Below are 17660 nucleotides of genomic sequence, written 5' to 3' on the forward strand. Positions count from 1 at the left end.
TTAAATAGCTCGGGTTTTTAGTTAGCTTCATAAGTAGGACACTTTCAACGACTTACCGACCAGATCAGTCACTTGCCATGTTTTAGTTTTGAGCTTACGATAACTTCATAACATAAAATTGTGAGGTTTTAGTTAGGTTCATGAGTTACACAACTTTGGAAGTCACAAGGAATAAGCAGCGTACTCTTATCTTGGTTGATGATGAGACCACCCTGCCGTCCTTGTTCGTCACTATCTACGCATCGAAAAACCTGCGCCGGAAACGGTTGAGCACTCAGGTGAACATCCATCGTTCACTGAAGTTCTTTTATGTGTATTACTTCAAAAAGCACAAGGTCACTTTCGACCGCGCCTTCCAAATGGCTGGCTACAATATTTCCAAGTTCATTGAAGAGCTAGATGGCTTCTTCACTTACCTCCTTGGTCAGCAGCACCTTAATAATGAAGAAGACATTGTTGGTCTTGCTTTTACGCACTTAGGTATGACTAAGGCAAACAAAATAACCTATGGTGGGCACATCAGGCATGTCGGCGGTTTCTTTAAGTACCTCAACTACCGATACATGAATGTGTCATACCAAGACATGTCACCAACGGAAGCTCATCAAATGAACAAGGCAAACAAGGAAGACCTTGCTTATGCCATAAAGAACTTCAATAAGATTGAGGTCTCTCAGACCGAGCCTGCACACAGATATAAAAGTATTACGGAGAAGCAGAGCATTGAGCTTACGAACATGTTAATCCCCTCCACTCCTGCTTTCACTGATGTTGATACTAAGGAACTCGTTGATACCGTAATTAACCCTGTAAACCCATTTGAAGAAGGTTTTCAGCAATATCGTAACTATCTCATACATAGATTTATGTACAACTATGGTTTGCGCGTCGGTGAGGTGCTGTTGCTTATGACAGACAGCATTGCCGAAACGCTGCCAGACTCAAAAGGTGAAACTCAATTTGTGATGGTTGTACAGAATCTACCGGATGAGGTTGATGACCCAAGGAAAAATAAACCAGCAGTTAAGACTGAGCACTCATATCGTCGAATAGAGCTGACTGAAGACGACTTCATCATGGTTGAGATCTTTAAGAATCGCTACCGTGCTCCGCTGTTTGAAGAAAAAGGTATCGAAGATCATGGCATCCTCTTTATTAAGGGGGCTGGGAAGCTAACCCCATTCTCCTACGATGGGATTCGCACAATCTATAAGAACAAAATCGACCCTTCGTTCATTAGCCTCCATCCCTATTACCGAATAGAGGCGAAAAAGAAGATCGATTACATGGTGAAATTGACTCCCCATGTAGGCCGACACACTTGGGCATACATCACATTGGAATACATCTATAACGAAATTCTGAAAGAGAATTTAATGATGGCTAGTGACTACGGAATCCGGGCAAGGATGAATGGGGAGTTAGATGCCGCTGTCGAAAAACTGCGATCATTAGGAGGCTGGTCTGTGACCAGTAACGTGCCTCTAAAGTATGCCAAACGATTTGTCGAGATGGTGAGTAACGAGAGTAATAAGAATCGAACTAAACGTAATGATTGGCAGGCCGCGATACCTGCTCCGAAGAGTGAAACAGAATCAACCTACAATCCTTTAGAAGATGATGGATATGACGAAGACATCCCATTCGATTTATTCGATTAATAACCTTACACAAGGGTCACAACAAGATGACTCTCTGTTCACCTCTGAGCAGGTTAAATGGATTAATTCAATTGAGCTGCCACAGCGACTTCTCTTGTTGAGTGCAACGGAGTTTGATGACCAGTTTTTAACCTTGACTAGCGATTGGCGATATCGATTTTCAGGAGAGAATAAGGTAATTTTATTCGCTTCTGGGAAGAACTTCGCCGACCTATCTCCATCATCAGTCAAGCTACTCAAGTATCTGACAGTTGAATACATTAAAGAGAACTCTGCAAGTAGTGCCAACAGATTTGCTGAGGGTTTCGCAAGAGTATTCAGGGATCTGGCAGCTATTTCTCGTGAGAGTCTTGTAGCCAAATTGCGAGAGTTAGTTGTTAAGGTCGACCGTAACCATTCTGACAACAATAATTTTTATTACACACTTTATGTTCTTCGTAAACTTGAACGAGGAGACTTTTTTAAAAGCACTGGTGATAAAGGTGACCTTGAGGATTTGTTGCTGGAAGTACCTCGACCTAGGAATGGAAATTGGGGTCGCTACCAGAACCTAGACCTCGTTATTCCAGATGAAGTAAGCCTGATGATCGAGAACGGTATTCAGCTATGGGCGTCAAAACTATGCCCAAAACTGGAGACTAAAGAGGCTAAGACCAAGCATCTTGAGAAGGTCAAAAAAGTCGTAAAAATCGATGTCTTAAGAGATTGTATCATTACTGGTATCGTCTATTACGTAGGGGCGCGACCAGTTCAAATCGGAAAAATGGCTGGAGGTGACTATGTGGTAGACACCATGAATGAACATGGAATGCGTTATTCATTACTTGTGCCTTATGCAAAGAAATCGAAATTGACTATTGACCGGGTTCGTGTCGCTGTTCCTGAAGAGCTTGGGAAGCTGATCACCCTGTACAAGTACCTAGAGCAAGTTGGGAATGACGACCCGCTATTTCCAACAAAACTAGCTTCGAGGGCGATGGTTGATAAATCGATCAAGGGTATGCTGCTTAAGTTCTCCCCTAAGGAAATTCAGGAGGCGGTAAAAAACGACGGCTACAAAATCCCCGTTTATACCGCTAGTCTCTTCCGTCATAACGTGGGTCACTCTATGGCGATGAATGGTTCAAGTGCTGCTGAAATTGCGTATATCTTAGGGCATTCCAACTTCGTCGTTGCAGACAAATACATTGCAGCTACCCCCGAAATGGCGGACATCCGAGAGATGGCACTGGGTCGAAACCCTGTGTTCAAAAACATGATTGCACTGGCATTGACTGGCAACCTCGTCCATAGCACTGAGTGGAAAGGTCGTCGGGTCGCTGCCTCTATTGGCGGCAAGCTACATCACCATATTGGCGGGTGTAATTATGAAGAAAATATCTGCCCATTCTCCCAAGGCCGCGGGTGCTATGGATGCCTGTACTTTTTGCCCTTCACTGACGGAAAGCACGAGGAAGCACTCGATTCATTCTTTGAGGAGATTGATGAACTCCGTCACGTTGCTGACGACACAGGTCAAGTACACCACCCAGTGATGTCTGAATTGGTTCGCAGGAAAGACCATGTGATTCAGGTAATTGCTCGTATTAAAATGGTTCAGGCTAAGGAAGAGATCGAATAAATGACTCTGGAAATCAAAGTAATAAATAACAAGCACGCAAAGAATCTTGTTGCCTACGTGGACAAACACAAAACGGCATTTCATGAGCGCCTTGAAGCCTACAATGCAGTTGGGGAATTAGACTGGGACGAAAATGTTTGGCACTTTGGTGAAAAAGGTATTGCATGGCTTAAAGAATCCAAAGACCACAGCTTCAAATGGAATGAAGTTTCAAACCGGGTTAAGGGTCTTTCAAAAATGGAAATATCTAAAGAATTTCAGGATTTTATGCGAGCTTATCAGATGCATCAGGTCGTTACTTCAAATGGCTTACCGTCAGGTTCTACTTTAGATAAACCATTACAAATCATGAAACGTTGGTACTGGGAAATGGTTACAGAAACGGGCCAAACGCACCCAATGTACCTAACTGCCGATATCATTCATGCTGCTATGGATCGCCATAAAGAAAACTCAAAGAGCGCCCCTAACGTGAGTGATTATTGCGACGTTGCCGTAAGTATTATCAAACTTCTTCGACAATATGATTTATTCATGGTGAACATAGAAGTCGAAAATAAGCACCCTTGTCGTAACTCCAGTGTAGCTACGAAAGAAACGAAGAAGGCTGCTGAATTGAGCCCAGACGAAACCCCTGACAGTAAACTGATTTCCATTCGTGCATTTATGGCTGTTATTGATCTGATGGCACTGGCTGAAAACGACTATCAGCGCATCTTTTACAACATGCTGCTACTTTGCATTATCTGTGGTTTTCGCTTCCAAGAAATCATGGCGCTGCAAATGGATTCATTGGTCAAAAGAGAAATTACCGATAGCAATAAACGTCAACATGCCATTGACCAAGGTTGGCCTACCTACAAGCTCGGTATTGAGTATCTTGGTGCAAAAAAAGCGGGGTGGCGAATCCACTGGCTGGCACCGACCTCTTATCCAGTGGTAGAGATGATCTACAAAAACGTTGAAGAACTGACCGCAGGATTTCGCTCCACCCTCAAAAATTACCGAGACTCAGATTTCACTCGTTTTTTACCAAGTAAACTCTATGAGCTCTCCGAGGAACTCGTTGAGTGTCGTGAACTTGATGGCATCATGTTCACGGGCACAGGTGGTGTTCGAAATGTCCTGCACAGATCAATTTGTGTATCCATGTCGAAGTTTACTAGTCATGAGCCTACTGTTATTCCGATCCATAAGCAGCTAAAAGAATACTACTTTTCAAAGGAACAATTGAATGACTATGTGTATCAGCGCTACGCCACAACAAAAAATTTCACAAGGGGTCACCAGTGCGTATTGTCTTTAAAAAACGCAGGTCAGTGGGAGCACTTCAACTACGAAGACCTTATGTTCATTATGCCGGAAGGTGCTTTTGGTATTGATAAAGACTTTGTTTCATTACAGAGCATAGTTCCTCTGGATGAAGGCTCTGTTGATGCATGGCTGGGTGGTTCACCAAAGTCAAAATCCATCTTTGACTACTTCAATTTACTCGAAGATGACGGCTCTCGTATCAAAATAAATAAGCATGTTCCAAGGCACAACATTAATACATTTTTAGCTATAGCAGGTGTTACTGACCATATCCAAGCTATTTTGATGGGACGTGTTGATATCACCCAGAATAAGCATTACCAACACCAAGCTCAATCGCAGTCTTATCAGACAGCTTCACTTGCAATGACGATGCTTGAGAAAGCATATGATGAGGGCAAAAAGACTCTTGAGAAGGAAAACCAGTTGTCCCTATTTGATGCTGATGGAGAGCCTGAACCTCGTCCAGAGCCATCAACTCCTACTGTTCAAGAGCCTCTAAGGACTGAGATTAGTCGTCGGATGTCAGCTCTTGCTAAATCAGCTATGCCAAGGAAGAATACTGGTGTCGCCAACGTCAAAGCATCAACCTCAATGGCGATTAATCCAAAATTAAGCACGGAGCACAACCTTAAACAGAACATGCAGACCTTTGGCGAAACTACTGCCGAAATAGCTCACTATATCGAAGGTGCGATGTCGGATAAGTTCCTCCCCGATCTTAAAGCTGCCCACGGAAAACTAGTGGCACAAGGCATGGCGGAAAAGGCGAAGGAACTGCTGGAGCGACATGCAAAGCTACACCCTCTAGGGTTTGGCGGTTGCACGCGTGACGTGGCACGCTGGGGCTGCCCTCATGCCGTAAAATGTCAGTCAGGATTGCCTTGTGGCTACTTTACCCTTACAGGGCGTTTGGGTGAAGCTGAGGAAGCCTCTCGGCGTCTAGCTATCAAGCAAACTGAGGTTATTGAGCTTCGTAAACTCGCTGAAGCCAACCCTAATTTCAAATTTGCTCTAGAGGAACAAGAAGGGGCTCTGATTGTGCTGGAAGCTCTGAAAGCTGACGCCATCGAGACTCAAAGTGCCAAGAAACTAGTTGATCTCATGTCAGACGACAAAGACAACCCGCTAGGCCGAATCATGGTGCGAATTAATGAACAAATGCTAATTGGTAAAACCCCGAAAACCCTTGCCGACCTGTTCTTCATCGAACAGAAACGCTTGGAGAGAGATGCCAAACAGAAGGATGACAACAATGGCTAAAACACCCCGTAGTCGTAATGCAAACAACAAAGTAATTCAGGGTAAGGAGCTTGATGCCTACATCAAAGCCGAGTTGCAAGCCATGGTTCAAGAGGGACTCGAAAAATCCCCTATTCAACCAGCAACCCTTCATGCTCGCCTCAAAGCTAAGGGCATTATCAAAGGTGGGGTCAGCACTTTGACCTCCAGAAGGGATATCATCAATGACTATAAACTTCGCCAGCATAACAACCATGAGAACGGAAAGCGTGAATTGACTGGTAAAGAGAGAGCCATGTTAGCTCAAGGACGAACTGGAGCTGCTTACATTAGCAAGGCTGACCGTCTCGATAGTGAGCTTCAAGATTACAAGGCGCGCTACGAGCGCAATGTCTTGGCTGTTACAGACATCATTGAATATGTAGACTCCAATCTACCTATCAACGTAGAGGCCTTGCTAGCAGAAGAGCTAATTCGTGAGTTGAGAACAAATGGTAAGAGAAATAGAAGTTGATGAATACTAGTAACCCTAAGAAACTCAGTCTCTTGGAGATTCAGCGATCATTTTAGATGTAATATCCAAAATCTTTTCTCTATCACTCTTTGAAAGCTTATTAAGGTTTACAACTAGTTCAGCAGACAGTTCATCCTCACAAAAGAAATAACTCAAAGGTACACCAAGCTTATCGGCTAGTGCCTTTAGTGTCCCTATATCGGGTGTATGTTTGCCCTTTTCGTACTGGTTCAGTCGAGGACTTGCTGAATTTTCATCCATACCTATACCCTCCCCCAAAGCTTTCTGGGAGATTTTTGCTTTTTTCGAGCCTCTTTAAGACGTTTTGGAATTGGGCTAATGAACGACACTGAATATTCATAAATCTAATCTCAAGATGACTAAGATTTTCTTAGTTTTACCGATTCCTGCTTACTAAGTAATACTTAGTTTTTTAATTGTTGAGAGAAGTTGATGTCGGGGTGCATGAAGGTTAGCGAGATTCTACGCAATAGGCGGCTTGTTACTAGTGCGATTCCGTCAGAATCCCTCGGTAGTTAACGTAATGACAAAGTCGCTTGGTAATTAAGTTACGACAGAATCGCTTGGTGAACACAATGAGCTAGCCCTAAAAGCTAGCTCGCTTTTGGACAATTCCGAGTTACGATCCATAGAGCACTCTCAATATTTACATTACTTCTGATATCGTAACGAAGCAGACAAGCTAAATGTGGCTAGCTTAATTCTTTTATCGACAATAATACCAATAAGGGTTAGGAATAGAGGTGCTTACTTATCACTATAATTATAACGTATTGAAATCATCAAGTGGTATGTGTTACATGAATATCAAATATAGAATTAACTCATTAGAAACATAATCAGTAATGAATAAAATAACCTCTGCTCAATTAATGAGCACGCGGGTTGTCTTTCACGGTTGGTTTACTTTCATGCATTTTCAAAATTTCACAGTATTTAAGTCACTAATAATATTAACTTTCTGCTCTACCTTTTCTGTTTATTCTTTTGCAGAGAGTGACGTTGAACCAAGATTTTTTATAAGAGCCGAGACTTCTCATTACTTCTTACAAACAATCAACAATTCAACAGATCATAACGTGAATTCATGGCAACATTTCCGCGTAGCTCCAACTTCGGATAACCAGCTATTTCTGCGTATGGACCGCGATACTATCTATTCAACAGCAGTGATTGATACTGAAGGTGGAGCCACTATTGCTTTTCCCGATTTTGGTAACCGTGATGTCACGGTGCAGTTCATCGATGAGAACCATCAAACCCAGCGCCTTACCCGTTTAACTAAGGGGCCAAACGTGGTTGATGTCCCGCAAACAACTAAATATAGCTTTGTCCTTGTTCGTATCTTCTACCCAGCCCAAGTGAACAAGAAGGGGTTAAATGATGTGAATCATCTACAAGATAAATTTCTAATTCAAGCCAGTTCTAGTGACTCCTATAAAACCTATTCTCATTCCGAGTTCAATAGTTCTGATGTTCATTTGAAACTGTGGAGACAAGAGGTTCTAAACGAAGTAACGCCAAAGAACTTCAGGAATATTGAGCACATTTTTGGCGCTGCAGATGCTACTAGTAGCGAACAAAGATTGTTTGGCTCTGTGTATGGGTGGGGCGGCGCTCCATACCAAGATAGAGTGTACCAATACTCTCAAGATTTTGACGCATCTATGTGCCGCACGGTAACCATGAAACCGCCGAATAATAGCGGTTATTGGTCGGCTACCGTCTACAACGAAGACGGAATGCTATTTAACGACGATGCTTATATCAATAGCAACAGCGCAGTAAAAAACGGAGATGGAACCTTCACTCTGAGCTTTGGGTGTGAAGATACCAAACACCAGAGAAACAACCTTTCTCTGGCAGGCTTAAACACAGACAGATGGAATGTTTTGATACGCAGTTACAGCATCGAATCGAAGGTTAAAAGCCTTTCTAGCGAGCACCGAAACCCGTTTGTGTTTGAGAAGATAAATGCTTGTAAAATCAGCAGACTACGTAAGGCTACTGCTTGGGTGATGACCTCATGGATACCAATGAATACTGCCATGGTGTGGATATATTTTAAAACAAAAGAGACTTTTTGCGAGATGAATATAGCATAAAGATCTTAAACTCTAAATCAAGGCATAAGAAGGAGTCTATTATAACTTCTTGCGGACAAACCATTCTAGGTAGTAATAGTAAACTAAGGCCGAACATTTCGCTGAGCTTATGAACTAAGCCAATTTCAAATGGCGTTGAGAGCTGGTCTCCGTCTTTCAAATAGACAATTGCCTTTCAGCTGAAAGTGCTACCTTGATAATTAAGATACGACAGAATCGCTCGGTGATCACAAGTTGGCACTAACCCAACAAACACGTCTCTGGACAGAAACGTTTTACATATTATCACTTGCTTACAAGTTTCCTTCAGCACTGAAATGAACAAAGGGGTGAAAAATCACCCCTTTTAATCAACTACAGATTAAGTTTTTTTATCATTCCCGCCTCGTAGTGGCCCGGTATATTGCAAGCTAGTTCTACCTCTGAATCTCCTTGAAAATGCCATAGGATCTGCTTTGCTTTGCCTGGGGCAACCACCACAGAGTTCTCCATGTCGTGAGTACTCATGGTCTTCATCATTTCCCTGTGCTCAGCATGTTCAGCGTTAGAGCCAATCACGAACTCATGCTCCATCTTGCCGGTATTGAGCACCACAAATTGCACTACGTCATCGGCTTCTATGGTGACTTCGCGCTTAAAAGTAATACTCATGTCATCGGCCAAGATCACATGCACTACCTTGTCAGGCTTAGCACCTTTAGCTGGCATACCAACACTGCTAGAGCCATGCATATTCGAGTGGTCCATTTTCGAATGATCCATTTTGCTATGGTCCATCGTAGAGTGATCCATCTTAGAATGGTCCATATCGTGATGTTCGCTACTCGCAATAGCCACGTTGACCGATAACAGAGTCGCAATAAGTAAAGTTAGTTTTTTCATAATATAATTCCTTAATTTTGAATTTCGCGTGATTTCAGCAATTTAAACACTGCAGGAAGGACTACTAGGGTTAATATCAAGGCAGAAGTCATACCGCCTATCATAGGAGCGGCGATACGTTGCATCACCTCGGAGCCGGTGCCAGCGCCGTACATAATTGGAATAAGACCTATGATGACGGTACTCACCGTCATCATTACTGGACGTACCCGAAGACCAGCGCCTTCTCGAATGGACGCAGAAAGATCACTCTTTGAAAGCGGACGGTCATTTTCTAACGCGTCTAATTTGGTGTAATGCCACGCTTGGTTTAGATACACCAGCATGATCACCCCTATCTCTACTGCAACCCCGGCAAGAGCAATAAAACCGACACCCACCGCAATAGAAAAGTTAAAATTAAGCACATACATCAACCAGATCCCACCCACCATGGCCAATGGCAAGGTTGCCATGATCACTAGCACTTCGGTGACACGCTTAAAGCTGAAATAGAGCAGCAACATAATGATGGCTATGGTAATCGGTACTACTACCGTCAAGCGCTCTTTGGCTCTTTCCATATATTCATACTGCCCTGACCATGCCAACGAATAACCAGCAGGAAGGTCAAGTTGTTCACGTACTGCTTTTTGAGCATCAGCAACGTAAGAGCCTAAGTCTCGACCTTCGATATCCACGAAGATCCAGCCATTTGGTCTCGCATTCTCCGTTTTGATCATTGGCGGGCCATCTTCATAACGAATATCAGCCACATCGCCTAGGGCAATACGAGCCCCATTTGGGGTCACCAAGGGCAATACTTTTAAATTCTCAACCGAATCACGATATTTCTGTGGGTAGCGCACATTGATAGGATAGCGCTCTAATCCCTCAACGGTTTCTCCTACGTTCATGCCACCGATAGCGGTAGAGATAACTTGCTGAACTTGTTGGATATTTAGCCCGTAGCGCGCGGCTTTTGGTCGATCGATATCTATGGTGACATATCGCCCACCCGCTACGCGCTCTGCATAGGCCGATGCAGTGCCTGGTACCTCAGTTAAAATGCGCTCTATATCGGCACCGATCCGCTCAATCACAGACAGATCCGCACCCGCAACCTTGATCCCTATCGGTGTCTTAATACCGGTAGCCAGCATGTCGATACGGGTCTTGATTGGCATTACCCAAGCGTTGGTCAGTCCAGGAAACTTCACTAAATCATCGAACTCCTTACGCAGAGAGTCGGTTGTCACCCCCTCCCGCCATTCAGAGCGAGGTTTAAGCTGAATAGTGGTTTCAATCATGGTCAGAGGCGCAGGATCAGTAGCAGTTTCAGCTCTTCCTACCTTGCCCCACACCGATTCCACCTCTGGAACCGTTCTAATGAGCTTGTTGGTTTGTTGTAGCAGTTCTCGTGCTTTACCAATTGAGATACCCGGATAGGTCGTTGGCATGTACATGAGGTCCCCCTCATCCAAAGGTGGAATAAACTCACTGCCTACCTTGGTGAGTGGATAATATGCAGAACCCATCAAAGCTATGGCGACCAATATGGTGCTCTTTGGATAATTAAGGCTGAGATTAAGGAGTGGCTTATACAGACTAATCAAGCCTCGGTTCACTGGGTTCTTATGCTCTGGAAGGATCTTTCCTCGCACAAAGTAGCCCATCAGCACAGGAACCAGGGTGATAGCAAGACCCGCCGCAGCCGCCATTGCGTAGGTTTTAGTAAAAGCGAGCGGCGAGAACATCTTGCCCTCTTGGCCCTCTAGAGCAAACACGGGCACAAAGCTTAAGGTAATGATCATCAAAGAGAAGAAGAGCGGCGCGCCCACCTCTTCTGCAGCCTTACCAATTACCTGCCAACGGTTTTCATCTGTTAGTGGCGTTCGCTCAACATGCTTGTGCACGTTCTCAATCATCACTATCGCGCCATCCACCATGGCGCCGATGGCAATCGCAATACCACCAAGAGACATGATATTGGCATTAATGCCTTGCCAATGCATCACCACAAAGGCACTCAAAATGCCCACTGGCAAGCTTAGGGCAATCACCAAAGAAGAGCGGAAATGGAATAGGAAGATGGCGCACACGATAGCCACCACCACAAACTCTTCGATGAGCTTCTGCCATAGGTTTTCTACCGCGGTATTAATCAAGGTTGAGCGGTCATAGGTAGGAACTATCTCCACGCCATCTGGCAAGCTGTGTTCGAGCTCCTCGAGTTTTTGTTTAACACGTGCAATTACTTCACTCGCATTTTCACCAAAGCGCATCACCACCACGCCACCAACGGCTTCACCTTCGCCATTAAACTCGGAGATGCCACGACGCATTTGAGGACCAAGGTTAATTTCGGCAATATCACCGAGAAGTAACGGTGTGCCTTGTGCGTTAACCTTTAACGGAAGCGACTCAATATCTTCAATACTGGAAAGATAACCGGTAGTGCGAACCATATGCTCCGCTTCGGCCACCTCAACGACAGATGCCCCTGTCTCTTGGTTACCAGCTTGAATAGCTTGGTTTACCTGCTGCAAGGTTAAGTCGTAGGCGCGAAGTTTGGCAGGGTCTATCTGGATTTGATACTGCTTCACCATGCCACCGACAGTGGCAATTTCAGACACACCTTCTACGGTCTGTAGCTCAAACTTTAAGAACCAATCTTGCAGGCTTCTAAGCTCAGCAAGGTCATGCTGACCCGTTTTATCTTGCAGCACATAGGAGTAGATCCAGCCCACTCCTGTGGCATCCGGGCCTAGGGTCGGCTTCGCGTTAGCAGGTAGGTTCGGCGCAACCTGACTCAAGTATTCAAGCACTCGAGATCTGGCCCAATACATATCGGTATCATCGTTAAAAATGATGTAAACGTATGAGTCACCAAAGAAGGAGTAGCCGCGCACCGTCTCTGCACCCGGCACAGCTAACATGGCGGTGGTGAGCGGATAAGTCACCTGATCTTCAACCACTTGTGGCGCCTGACCTGGATAGCTGGTTTTGATGATAACCTGCACATCTGATAGGTCTGGGATGGCATCCACAGGGGTATTCTTGATGCTATACAAACCCGCTAAGGTAAGGAACAGCGTCGATACTAAAACCAAAAACCGGTTTTGAATCGACCAACGTATGATGGCATTAATCACTGCTGATTCTCCTTCGCTTTTAGTTGAAGAAGAAGGTAATCATTGCCTTGCTGTTGAACGAGAAACTCGACTTGTTGCCCTTCGCTGTAACCGCTCAAATCTAGCGAATCTTCAGCGGTGAAGTTCATTTCTCCGGCTTCCCAACCAAGTTCATCGGAGGCTTTATGTTCAAGGGTGATCATCCCAAAATCAGCTATCAACATGGTGATCTTGCCCTGCATCCATACCTCAGATACCGCCGCTACCTCACCAAGTTTGTAATCCACAATCTCATACTGACCGTCTGCGCCTTTTCGCATCTCGAAATCAATACTCTGACCGACCTGCATAGGCGTAACCTCAACCTCGTCAGCAAGGTTAAAGTTCATATTCATGCTAGGCCAATCCCACTCAGGTACAGGATCATGGTTGATGGTCAACATTCCATGATCCAACATCACATCGGTGATTTCACCCTTGCTCCAAACGCTTGGTTCAGGGGCATCAACACCATTGATGCGAGAGAAGTCCGCGTTGATGCTCGACTCAGAGTCCAGCATAAAGTGCGCGGAAGTCACTATCTTGTCGCCCTCTTCCAAACCTTTTAGAACCTCGATGTTCTGTGCATCTTCACGACCTAACTCAATGCGCCCAGAGCGATATTTTCCGTTACCCTCTGCCAGCACCACTCGGGTCATACCGCCTGAACGAATGACCGATGAACGAGGGATGACTAAGGATGCTTCATCACTGCTTGGTTGAATGGTGAGGTTGGCAAACATATTCGGCTTTAAACGCAGATCAGGGTTATCAAACACCAGTCTCACCCTCAAGGTTCGAGAGCTTGCGTCAAGAATGGGGTAGATATAGTCGACGTCGCCTTGCCAGTTTTCTCCCGGTAGTGCATCTAGCGTCATTTGGGTTGGTGTGCCCTGTTTTAGCCAATGTGACTCGCGTTCAAACACTTCCGCATCGACCCAGACCTTGTCCAAAGGCCCAGCAGATATAGCTGTTGTTGCCGGGGTCACATAGCTGCCCTCACGAATGTTGAGACTGGCAACCACGCCATCTGAAGGTGCTTTAACCGCCATATTCTGAACTGCGGTACCGCGCTTTCTCACGTAATTGATTTGACCCGAATCCATACCCAGAGCCCGCAATCTCTCAGTAGCACCCTTAATCAAACCCTTACGGCTGCTTCTATAGGCGTTAAGCAGTTCTTCTTGAGCCTTTACTAGCTCTGGCGAGTAAATCGTAAATAGCACTTCGCCTTTTTTGACCCTCTGCCCAATCACATTAACGTTGAGACGCTGAACCCAGCCATTGACTCTAACGTTGGTTTGCCACAACCTGCTCTCATCAAAGCCCACATAACCTACAGTATCAAGCTGTGGGCTTAGCTTCTGCTTTGCCACCAGAGTGGTTTTCACACCCAGATTGTTCTCTACCGCAGGGTCGATCTCAACCGTACCTGGCTTATCATTCTCACCAGATAAATCCTCCGCATACACGGGAATTAGGTCCATACCCATTGGAGACTTACCCGGTTTATCCCTTTGGTAGTTAGGATCCATAGGTGCGACCCAGTACAAAGGCTCATTACTTGAGCTTGCTTTACTCACACCATTGCCATGAGGCATGTGGGTAATATAAGGAGCCGCAATTCCTCCGATCACCCCGCCGATGATCAGAGATAAAATAGCTAACGTTGGCTTGTTCATTATTTGGACTCCTGAGAGTTTGCCCCTTGAGACTGAGCAGTTGAATACGTTGGAGCGCTCACTTGATAGCCGTAACCATTTATCAAGTAAGCAATATCGGAGGTGGTGAGGTTGAGATCAGTAACGAGGCGTTGATATTCAAGATTCAACGCGAGATCCTCGGCCTGAGCTTTGATCACCTGTTCAAACGGTAAGGTATTGTTGTCATACCCTCTATTTATCGCTTCGACACGCTCTTTGGAGCGAGGTAAAAGCACTCCCTCGTAGCGCTCGATACGTTGCTCAAAGTTTTCTTTTTCAACGATTAGGGTGTTAAGTCTGGCGTTGAGCTGTTGAAGTAACAGGTCTTTTTGTAACCTTGACGCACCGAGTTTGTGCTGCGCGGCATTGCTCACTCGATCTTGTCGATTGCCCGTAAACAAAGGGATATCAACCGTGACATAAGCACTCAATAGGTCTGATGCTGGCTCACCACGCATATTGTCAGCCTGACGATAGGCATACATCACTTCAACACCAAACTGAGGCGCATAGGCTTCTTCGCTGATTTCGACTTCAATCTGGTTGGTCTTAATCTGAGTCTCAGACAGTTGCACCATTGGATGCCCCTGCAAAAGTGGGTAGTGCTTAACTCCCTTGGAGCCAGACAATTTACTGTCGACATTAGGCCAGTTGAGGTTATTGTCAGCCTGTAATTGATGCTGTTGTTGCAGCCATTCGTCGCCAAGCCACTCCGACAACTGATACTGAATGCGCTGTTGATTTTGCGCATTAGCCTGAAGCTTATCGTCGAGCTTACTTAGCGAAAGCTCAGCATCTAGCAGATCTTGAGTGTCCGTATTTCCTAGAGAATAGTTACTCTCCATATAGCGCAATAACTGCCCCTGAAGCTGTCGTTTTTCCTCAAGGTTCTCTCGCATAAACTGAAGATAACCGAGCTCAAGCCATAAGGTTGTCATGGCTTTAGCAACCTCTAGCTCCCTTCCCCTTATTTGAAACTGGGCACCTTCTGCTTGTTGGTTGGACTTTTTCTGCTTGAGCGACTGACTCGAGCCACGCTCGAACTGCTGCATTAGACCCACCGAAATATTGGTCATGGGGTCTTCGTCAAAGCGAAAGCTATCCACCGGCAGACCACCCACACCAAACTTTAGTTTTGGGTCCATAAGCGTAGAACTTGCGATGCCTTGTTCTTGCATTGCTCTTGATTGAGCGCTGAACTGCATCCGGTTTTTGTCGGCATCCAGTGCTTGTTCAATGAGTCTATTTAGCTCACTGTTTGCACTTGCCGAAGTACTGGCAAGCAAGACGCCTAACAGAGCGCCTGCTATTGAATGTTTGGTAAACATGATAATTCCATTAACTGCAGCGCGTGACTAAATGCACACGCATTAAAAGAATCGCATAATCAAATGCGATACCGTGTTAGATAATGAAATTAAGCGATGGGTGGCCTGTAAAGAGAGTTAGATACTCCGCTTTGTGGCTCGCTTTGATAGGTATTGATTGGAGATAGACTGGTTACGAGTGTCGTATATCGCGCCTCAGAACCACTGAAGGATAACGGATTACCACATGTAGATTGACAACACGTATGCCCGCAATGCTCTTGACCAAAGCAGTCAATAGCTAATTGTTCTGCGTCAGAAACCACGTGATGCAACTCGGCAATTGAATCACAATCTGTCATCTGCGAATGGTGATTCTGACGGGTTTCTTCCATGGCTTGCAGAGGGTGCGTTTTAGAGAACGAGGCAGCATTAGCTAGTGGCACTGATAAGCTGAATATCAGTGCTAAGAAAATTGTCATTATTTTCTGAAGCTTATACATATTGAATTAATTAAAGTTCTCAAGTGTTACATTAAAAACGTAAGATGTTTTTTAGTCAATACATCTGAGTATAGTTGATAAAAAAGTAGCTCCCAATCACATCAATTACAGAGCCAAACTCTTGTCGAACAGTTTTTTGTCTTGCTCTTGCATTGCTTCAATACAAGGCTTGTCACCCATCAGCTGATGCATCTTCGCCATCATCGGGTGATCTTTTGTCATCTGCTCCATGCTAGTGCCGTCCATCACGCCATGGTGCACAACCATTTCAGTCGTAAACACAGAGGCAGATGCCACACCACTTACTAACAGCGCTATTAGAAGTACTTTTTTCATTCTCATCTCTTTAAACAATTAACCGAAGAAATAAGCGATCAGAAAAATTGCTACGAAAATTCCACCCGTCGCTAGTAATAACAGCTTTGGATTTTCAGTTCCGCCATTCGGTGGCTTGTTGCAGCAGCTCATGTTTCTTCTCTCTCAATCAAAACTTGAGTTCCTATACTAAAGGTTGTGTCCTGCACCCAAGTCAAGTAAAAACTACAAATTTCTTAACGGTGTGTACTTTTTGAGGAGTAAAAAATCATGGTATCTTTCATTGAAACAGAACCTCAAGACAATATCCTAATTTCAAAAAGTCGTTCTGTCACATTTTTGGACAAGCTAAAGTTACCCATAGAAATTGAATAGTGGAGAAGCCTATTTGATTATCGTAACTCGTTTTGGGGCGTGCGACGTGAAGTCGTATGAAGCGCTGTTCACCGCTTAATGTGTGAACCATCTGTATCACCAGATGAACCTAGGGCTCTGAATAAAGTAGCGAGCCTAACAATGTAACGAAGGTTGGTCATAGACCAATCGGGATCGAAATCGTGAGAGGACGATCCTCCTGATAACCACAAATCGGGTGAGTGCTAGGTAGTCAGCATGATGAACATAAGTGAATCCGCGTAAGGTGCGTTATACGATGAAACAGCGAAAGTGGTTAACACGCTGTGGCCAAAAGGCATGAGAGTCGGAAAGAGATTGCCCCATGCTCTTTCGTGATCATTGAACTCTCCGCACCATAGCGGGCATCTACCCTGACACTGCGCGACATACGGAACACGGTAAGCCTGTATCACTCCCTCTGGGAAAGCCTTTGTGGCCGATAGTAATGCAGGTATAGGAGGTCGGAGAAAGCGAAGGCTACATTGTAACGATGTAGATACAGGCTTGTGTCTGGTCACGAAAGTGAGCCCACTTCTGACTGGTCTCCCGTTGTGAGAGAATTTGAAGAACTTTATTCAAGGAGAAATGCAAATGATGATCTCAAAAGAGATTAGTGCCGCTCCTGACAGCGCTCAATGGCAGTCAATTGACTGGAAATCTGTTGAGGCGCATGTATTAAAGCTTCAGATGCGTATCGCAAAGGCAACGAGAGAAGGTAAACATGGCAAAGCGAAAGCATTGCAATGGATACTGACTCACTCTCGTTCAGCAAAGCTTCTTGCTGTTAAACGAGTATCGCAAAACAAAGGCAGTAAAACGTCTGGAATAGACGGTGTCATTTGGAACACAGACACACGTCGCATGAAAGCCGTGCATCAATTGAGTCGAAAGGCCTATCAAGCTAAACCACTCAAGCGTATCTAT

Annotated in this window: 12 protein-coding genes and 1 pseudogene; 6 read left to right on the forward strand and 7 right to left on the reverse strand. The window is 44.9% G+C overall.

The annotated features are described in order from the left end of the window. Positions 1–140: 140 nt before the first annotated feature. From VHA01S_RS16700 to VHA01S_RS16715, 4 genes are all read left to right on the forward strand, one after another. The gene (locus VHA01S_RS16700) at positions 141–1661 is read left to right on the forward strand and encodes a site-specific integrase (RefSeq protein ID WP_023405520.1); all 1521 of its coding nucleotides are present in this window, start codon (positions 141–143) and stop codon (positions 1659–1661) included. Further along, a complete protein-coding gene (locus VHA01S_RS16705; protein WP_023405521.1) occupies positions 1627–3282 on the forward strand; it encodes a site-specific integrase in 1656 nt (551 codons plus the stop codon). The genes VHA01S_RS16700 and VHA01S_RS16705 overlap by 35 nt, the downstream gene beginning before the upstream one ends. A 237-nt stretch (positions 3283–3519) precedes the next feature. Further along, positions 3520–5859 carry a hypothetical protein gene (locus VHA01S_RS16710; protein ID WP_255209312.1) on the forward strand — a complete coding sequence of 780 codons (2340 nt, stop codon included), beginning with the start codon at positions 3520–3522 and terminating at the stop codon, positions 5857–5859. Beyond that, positions 5852–6352 (forward strand): hypothetical protein, encoded by a 501-nt coding sequence (locus VHA01S_RS16715; protein WP_023405523.1) that lies wholly within the window; start codon positions 5852–5854, stop codon positions 6350–6352. Before VHA01S_RS16710 ends, VHA01S_RS16715 begins: the two co-directional genes overlap by 8 nt. Positions 6353–6376: 24 nt before the next feature. Here VHA01S_RS16715 and VHA01S_RS16720 read toward each other — a convergent pair. Further along, positions 6377–6702: pseudogene (locus VHA01S_RS16720) on the reverse strand (helix-turn-helix domain-containing protein). 750 nt (positions 6703–7452) lie between these two features. Here VHA01S_RS16720 and VHA01S_RS16725 point away from each other — a divergent pair. Further along, entirely contained in the window at positions 7453–8478 is a 1026-nt protein-coding gene (locus tag VHA01S_RS16725; protein WP_052029641.1) for a DUF1254 domain-containing protein, read from the forward strand. Positions 8479–8832: 354 nt separating this feature from the next. Here the strand turns inward: VHA01S_RS16725 and copI are convergent, their stop codons facing one another. The 6 genes from copI to VHA01S_RS16755 form a co-directional block, all read right to left on the reverse strand. Beyond that, complete coding sequence (copI, locus tag VHA01S_RS16730; RefSeq protein ID WP_023405527.1) at positions 8833–9360, reverse strand: copper-resistant cuproprotein CopI; 528 nt, start codon at positions 9358–9360, stop codon at positions 8833–8835. A gap of 11 nt (positions 9361–9371) precedes the next feature. Next, complete coding sequence (locus tag VHA01S_RS16735; protein ID WP_023405528.1) at positions 9372–12494, reverse strand: efflux RND transporter permease subunit; 3123 nt, start codon at positions 12492–12494, stop codon at positions 9372–9374. Then, the gene (locus tag VHA01S_RS16740) at positions 12491–14194 is read right to left on the reverse strand and encodes an efflux RND transporter periplasmic adaptor subunit (RefSeq protein WP_023405529.1); all 1704 of its coding nucleotides are present in this window, start codon (positions 14192–14194) and stop codon (positions 12491–12493) included. The genes VHA01S_RS16735 and VHA01S_RS16740 overlap by 4 nt, the downstream gene beginning before the upstream one ends. Then, a complete protein-coding gene (locus VHA01S_RS16745; protein WP_023405530.1) occupies positions 14194–15543 on the reverse strand; it encodes a TolC family protein in 1350 nt (449 codons plus the stop codon). Before VHA01S_RS16745 ends, VHA01S_RS16740 begins: the two co-directional genes overlap by 1 nt. Before the next feature lie 89 nt (positions 15544–15632). Then, positions 15633–16004, reverse strand: coding sequence for a hypothetical protein (locus VHA01S_RS16750; RefSeq protein ID WP_039971281.1), 372 nt, complete (start codon positions 16002–16004; stop codon positions 15633–15635). Positions 16005–16130: 126 nt separating this feature from the next. Continuing rightward, positions 16131–16361 carry a hypothetical protein gene (locus VHA01S_RS16755; protein WP_023405531.1) on the reverse strand — a complete coding sequence of 77 codons (231 nt, stop codon included), beginning with the start codon at positions 16359–16361 and terminating at the stop codon, positions 16131–16133. A gap of 966 nt (positions 16362–17327) precedes the next feature. Here VHA01S_RS16755 and VHA01S_RS16760 point away from each other — a divergent pair. Continuing rightward, on the forward strand, positions 17328–17660 hold a 333-nt coding region (locus VHA01S_RS16760; RefSeq protein ID WP_023405532.1), incomplete at its 3' end, for a reverse transcriptase N-terminal domain-containing protein.

The organism is Vibrio halioticoli NBRC 102217 (assembly GCF_000496695.1).
GTDB lineage: Bacteria > Pseudomonadota > Gammaproteobacteria > Enterobacterales > Vibrionaceae > Vibrio > Vibrio halioticoli.

Bases quoted from the DNA above. Each gene is read 5' to 3' on its own strand.
- VHA01S_RS16755 (WP_023405531.1), bottom strand. From the start codon at position 16,361: ATGAAAAAAGTACTTCTAATAGCGCTGTTAGTAAGTGGTGTGGCATCT.
- VHA01S_RS16715 (WP_023405523.1), top strand. From the start codon at position 5,852: ATGGCTAAAACACCCCGTAGTCGTAATGCAAACAACAAAGTAATTCAG.
- VHA01S_RS16705 (WP_023405521.1), top strand. From the start codon at position 1,627: ATGACGAAGACATCCCATTCGATTTATTCGATTAATAACCTTACACAA.
- VHA01S_RS16750 (WP_039971281.1), bottom strand. From the start codon at position 16,004: ATGACAATTTTCTTAGCACTGATATTCAGCTTATCAGTGCCACTAGCT.
- VHA01S_RS16710 (WP_255209312.1), top strand. From the start codon at position 3,520: ATGGAAATATCTAAAGAATTTCAGGATTTTATGCGAGCTTATCAGATG.
- VHA01S_RS16700 (WP_023405520.1), top strand. From the start codon at position 141: ATGAGTTACACAACTTTGGAAGTCACAAGGAATAAGCAGCGTACTCTT.
- VHA01S_RS16740 (WP_023405529.1), bottom strand. From the start codon at position 14,194: ATGAACAAGCCAACGTTAGCTATTTTATCTCTGATCATCGGCGGGGTG.
- copI (WP_023405527.1), bottom strand. From the start codon at position 9,360: ATGAAAAAACTAACTTTACTTATTGCGACTCTGTTATCGGTCAACGTG.
- VHA01S_RS16745 (WP_023405530.1), bottom strand. From the start codon at position 15,543: ATGTTTACCAAACATTCAATAGCAGGCGCTCTGTTAGGCGTCTTGCTT.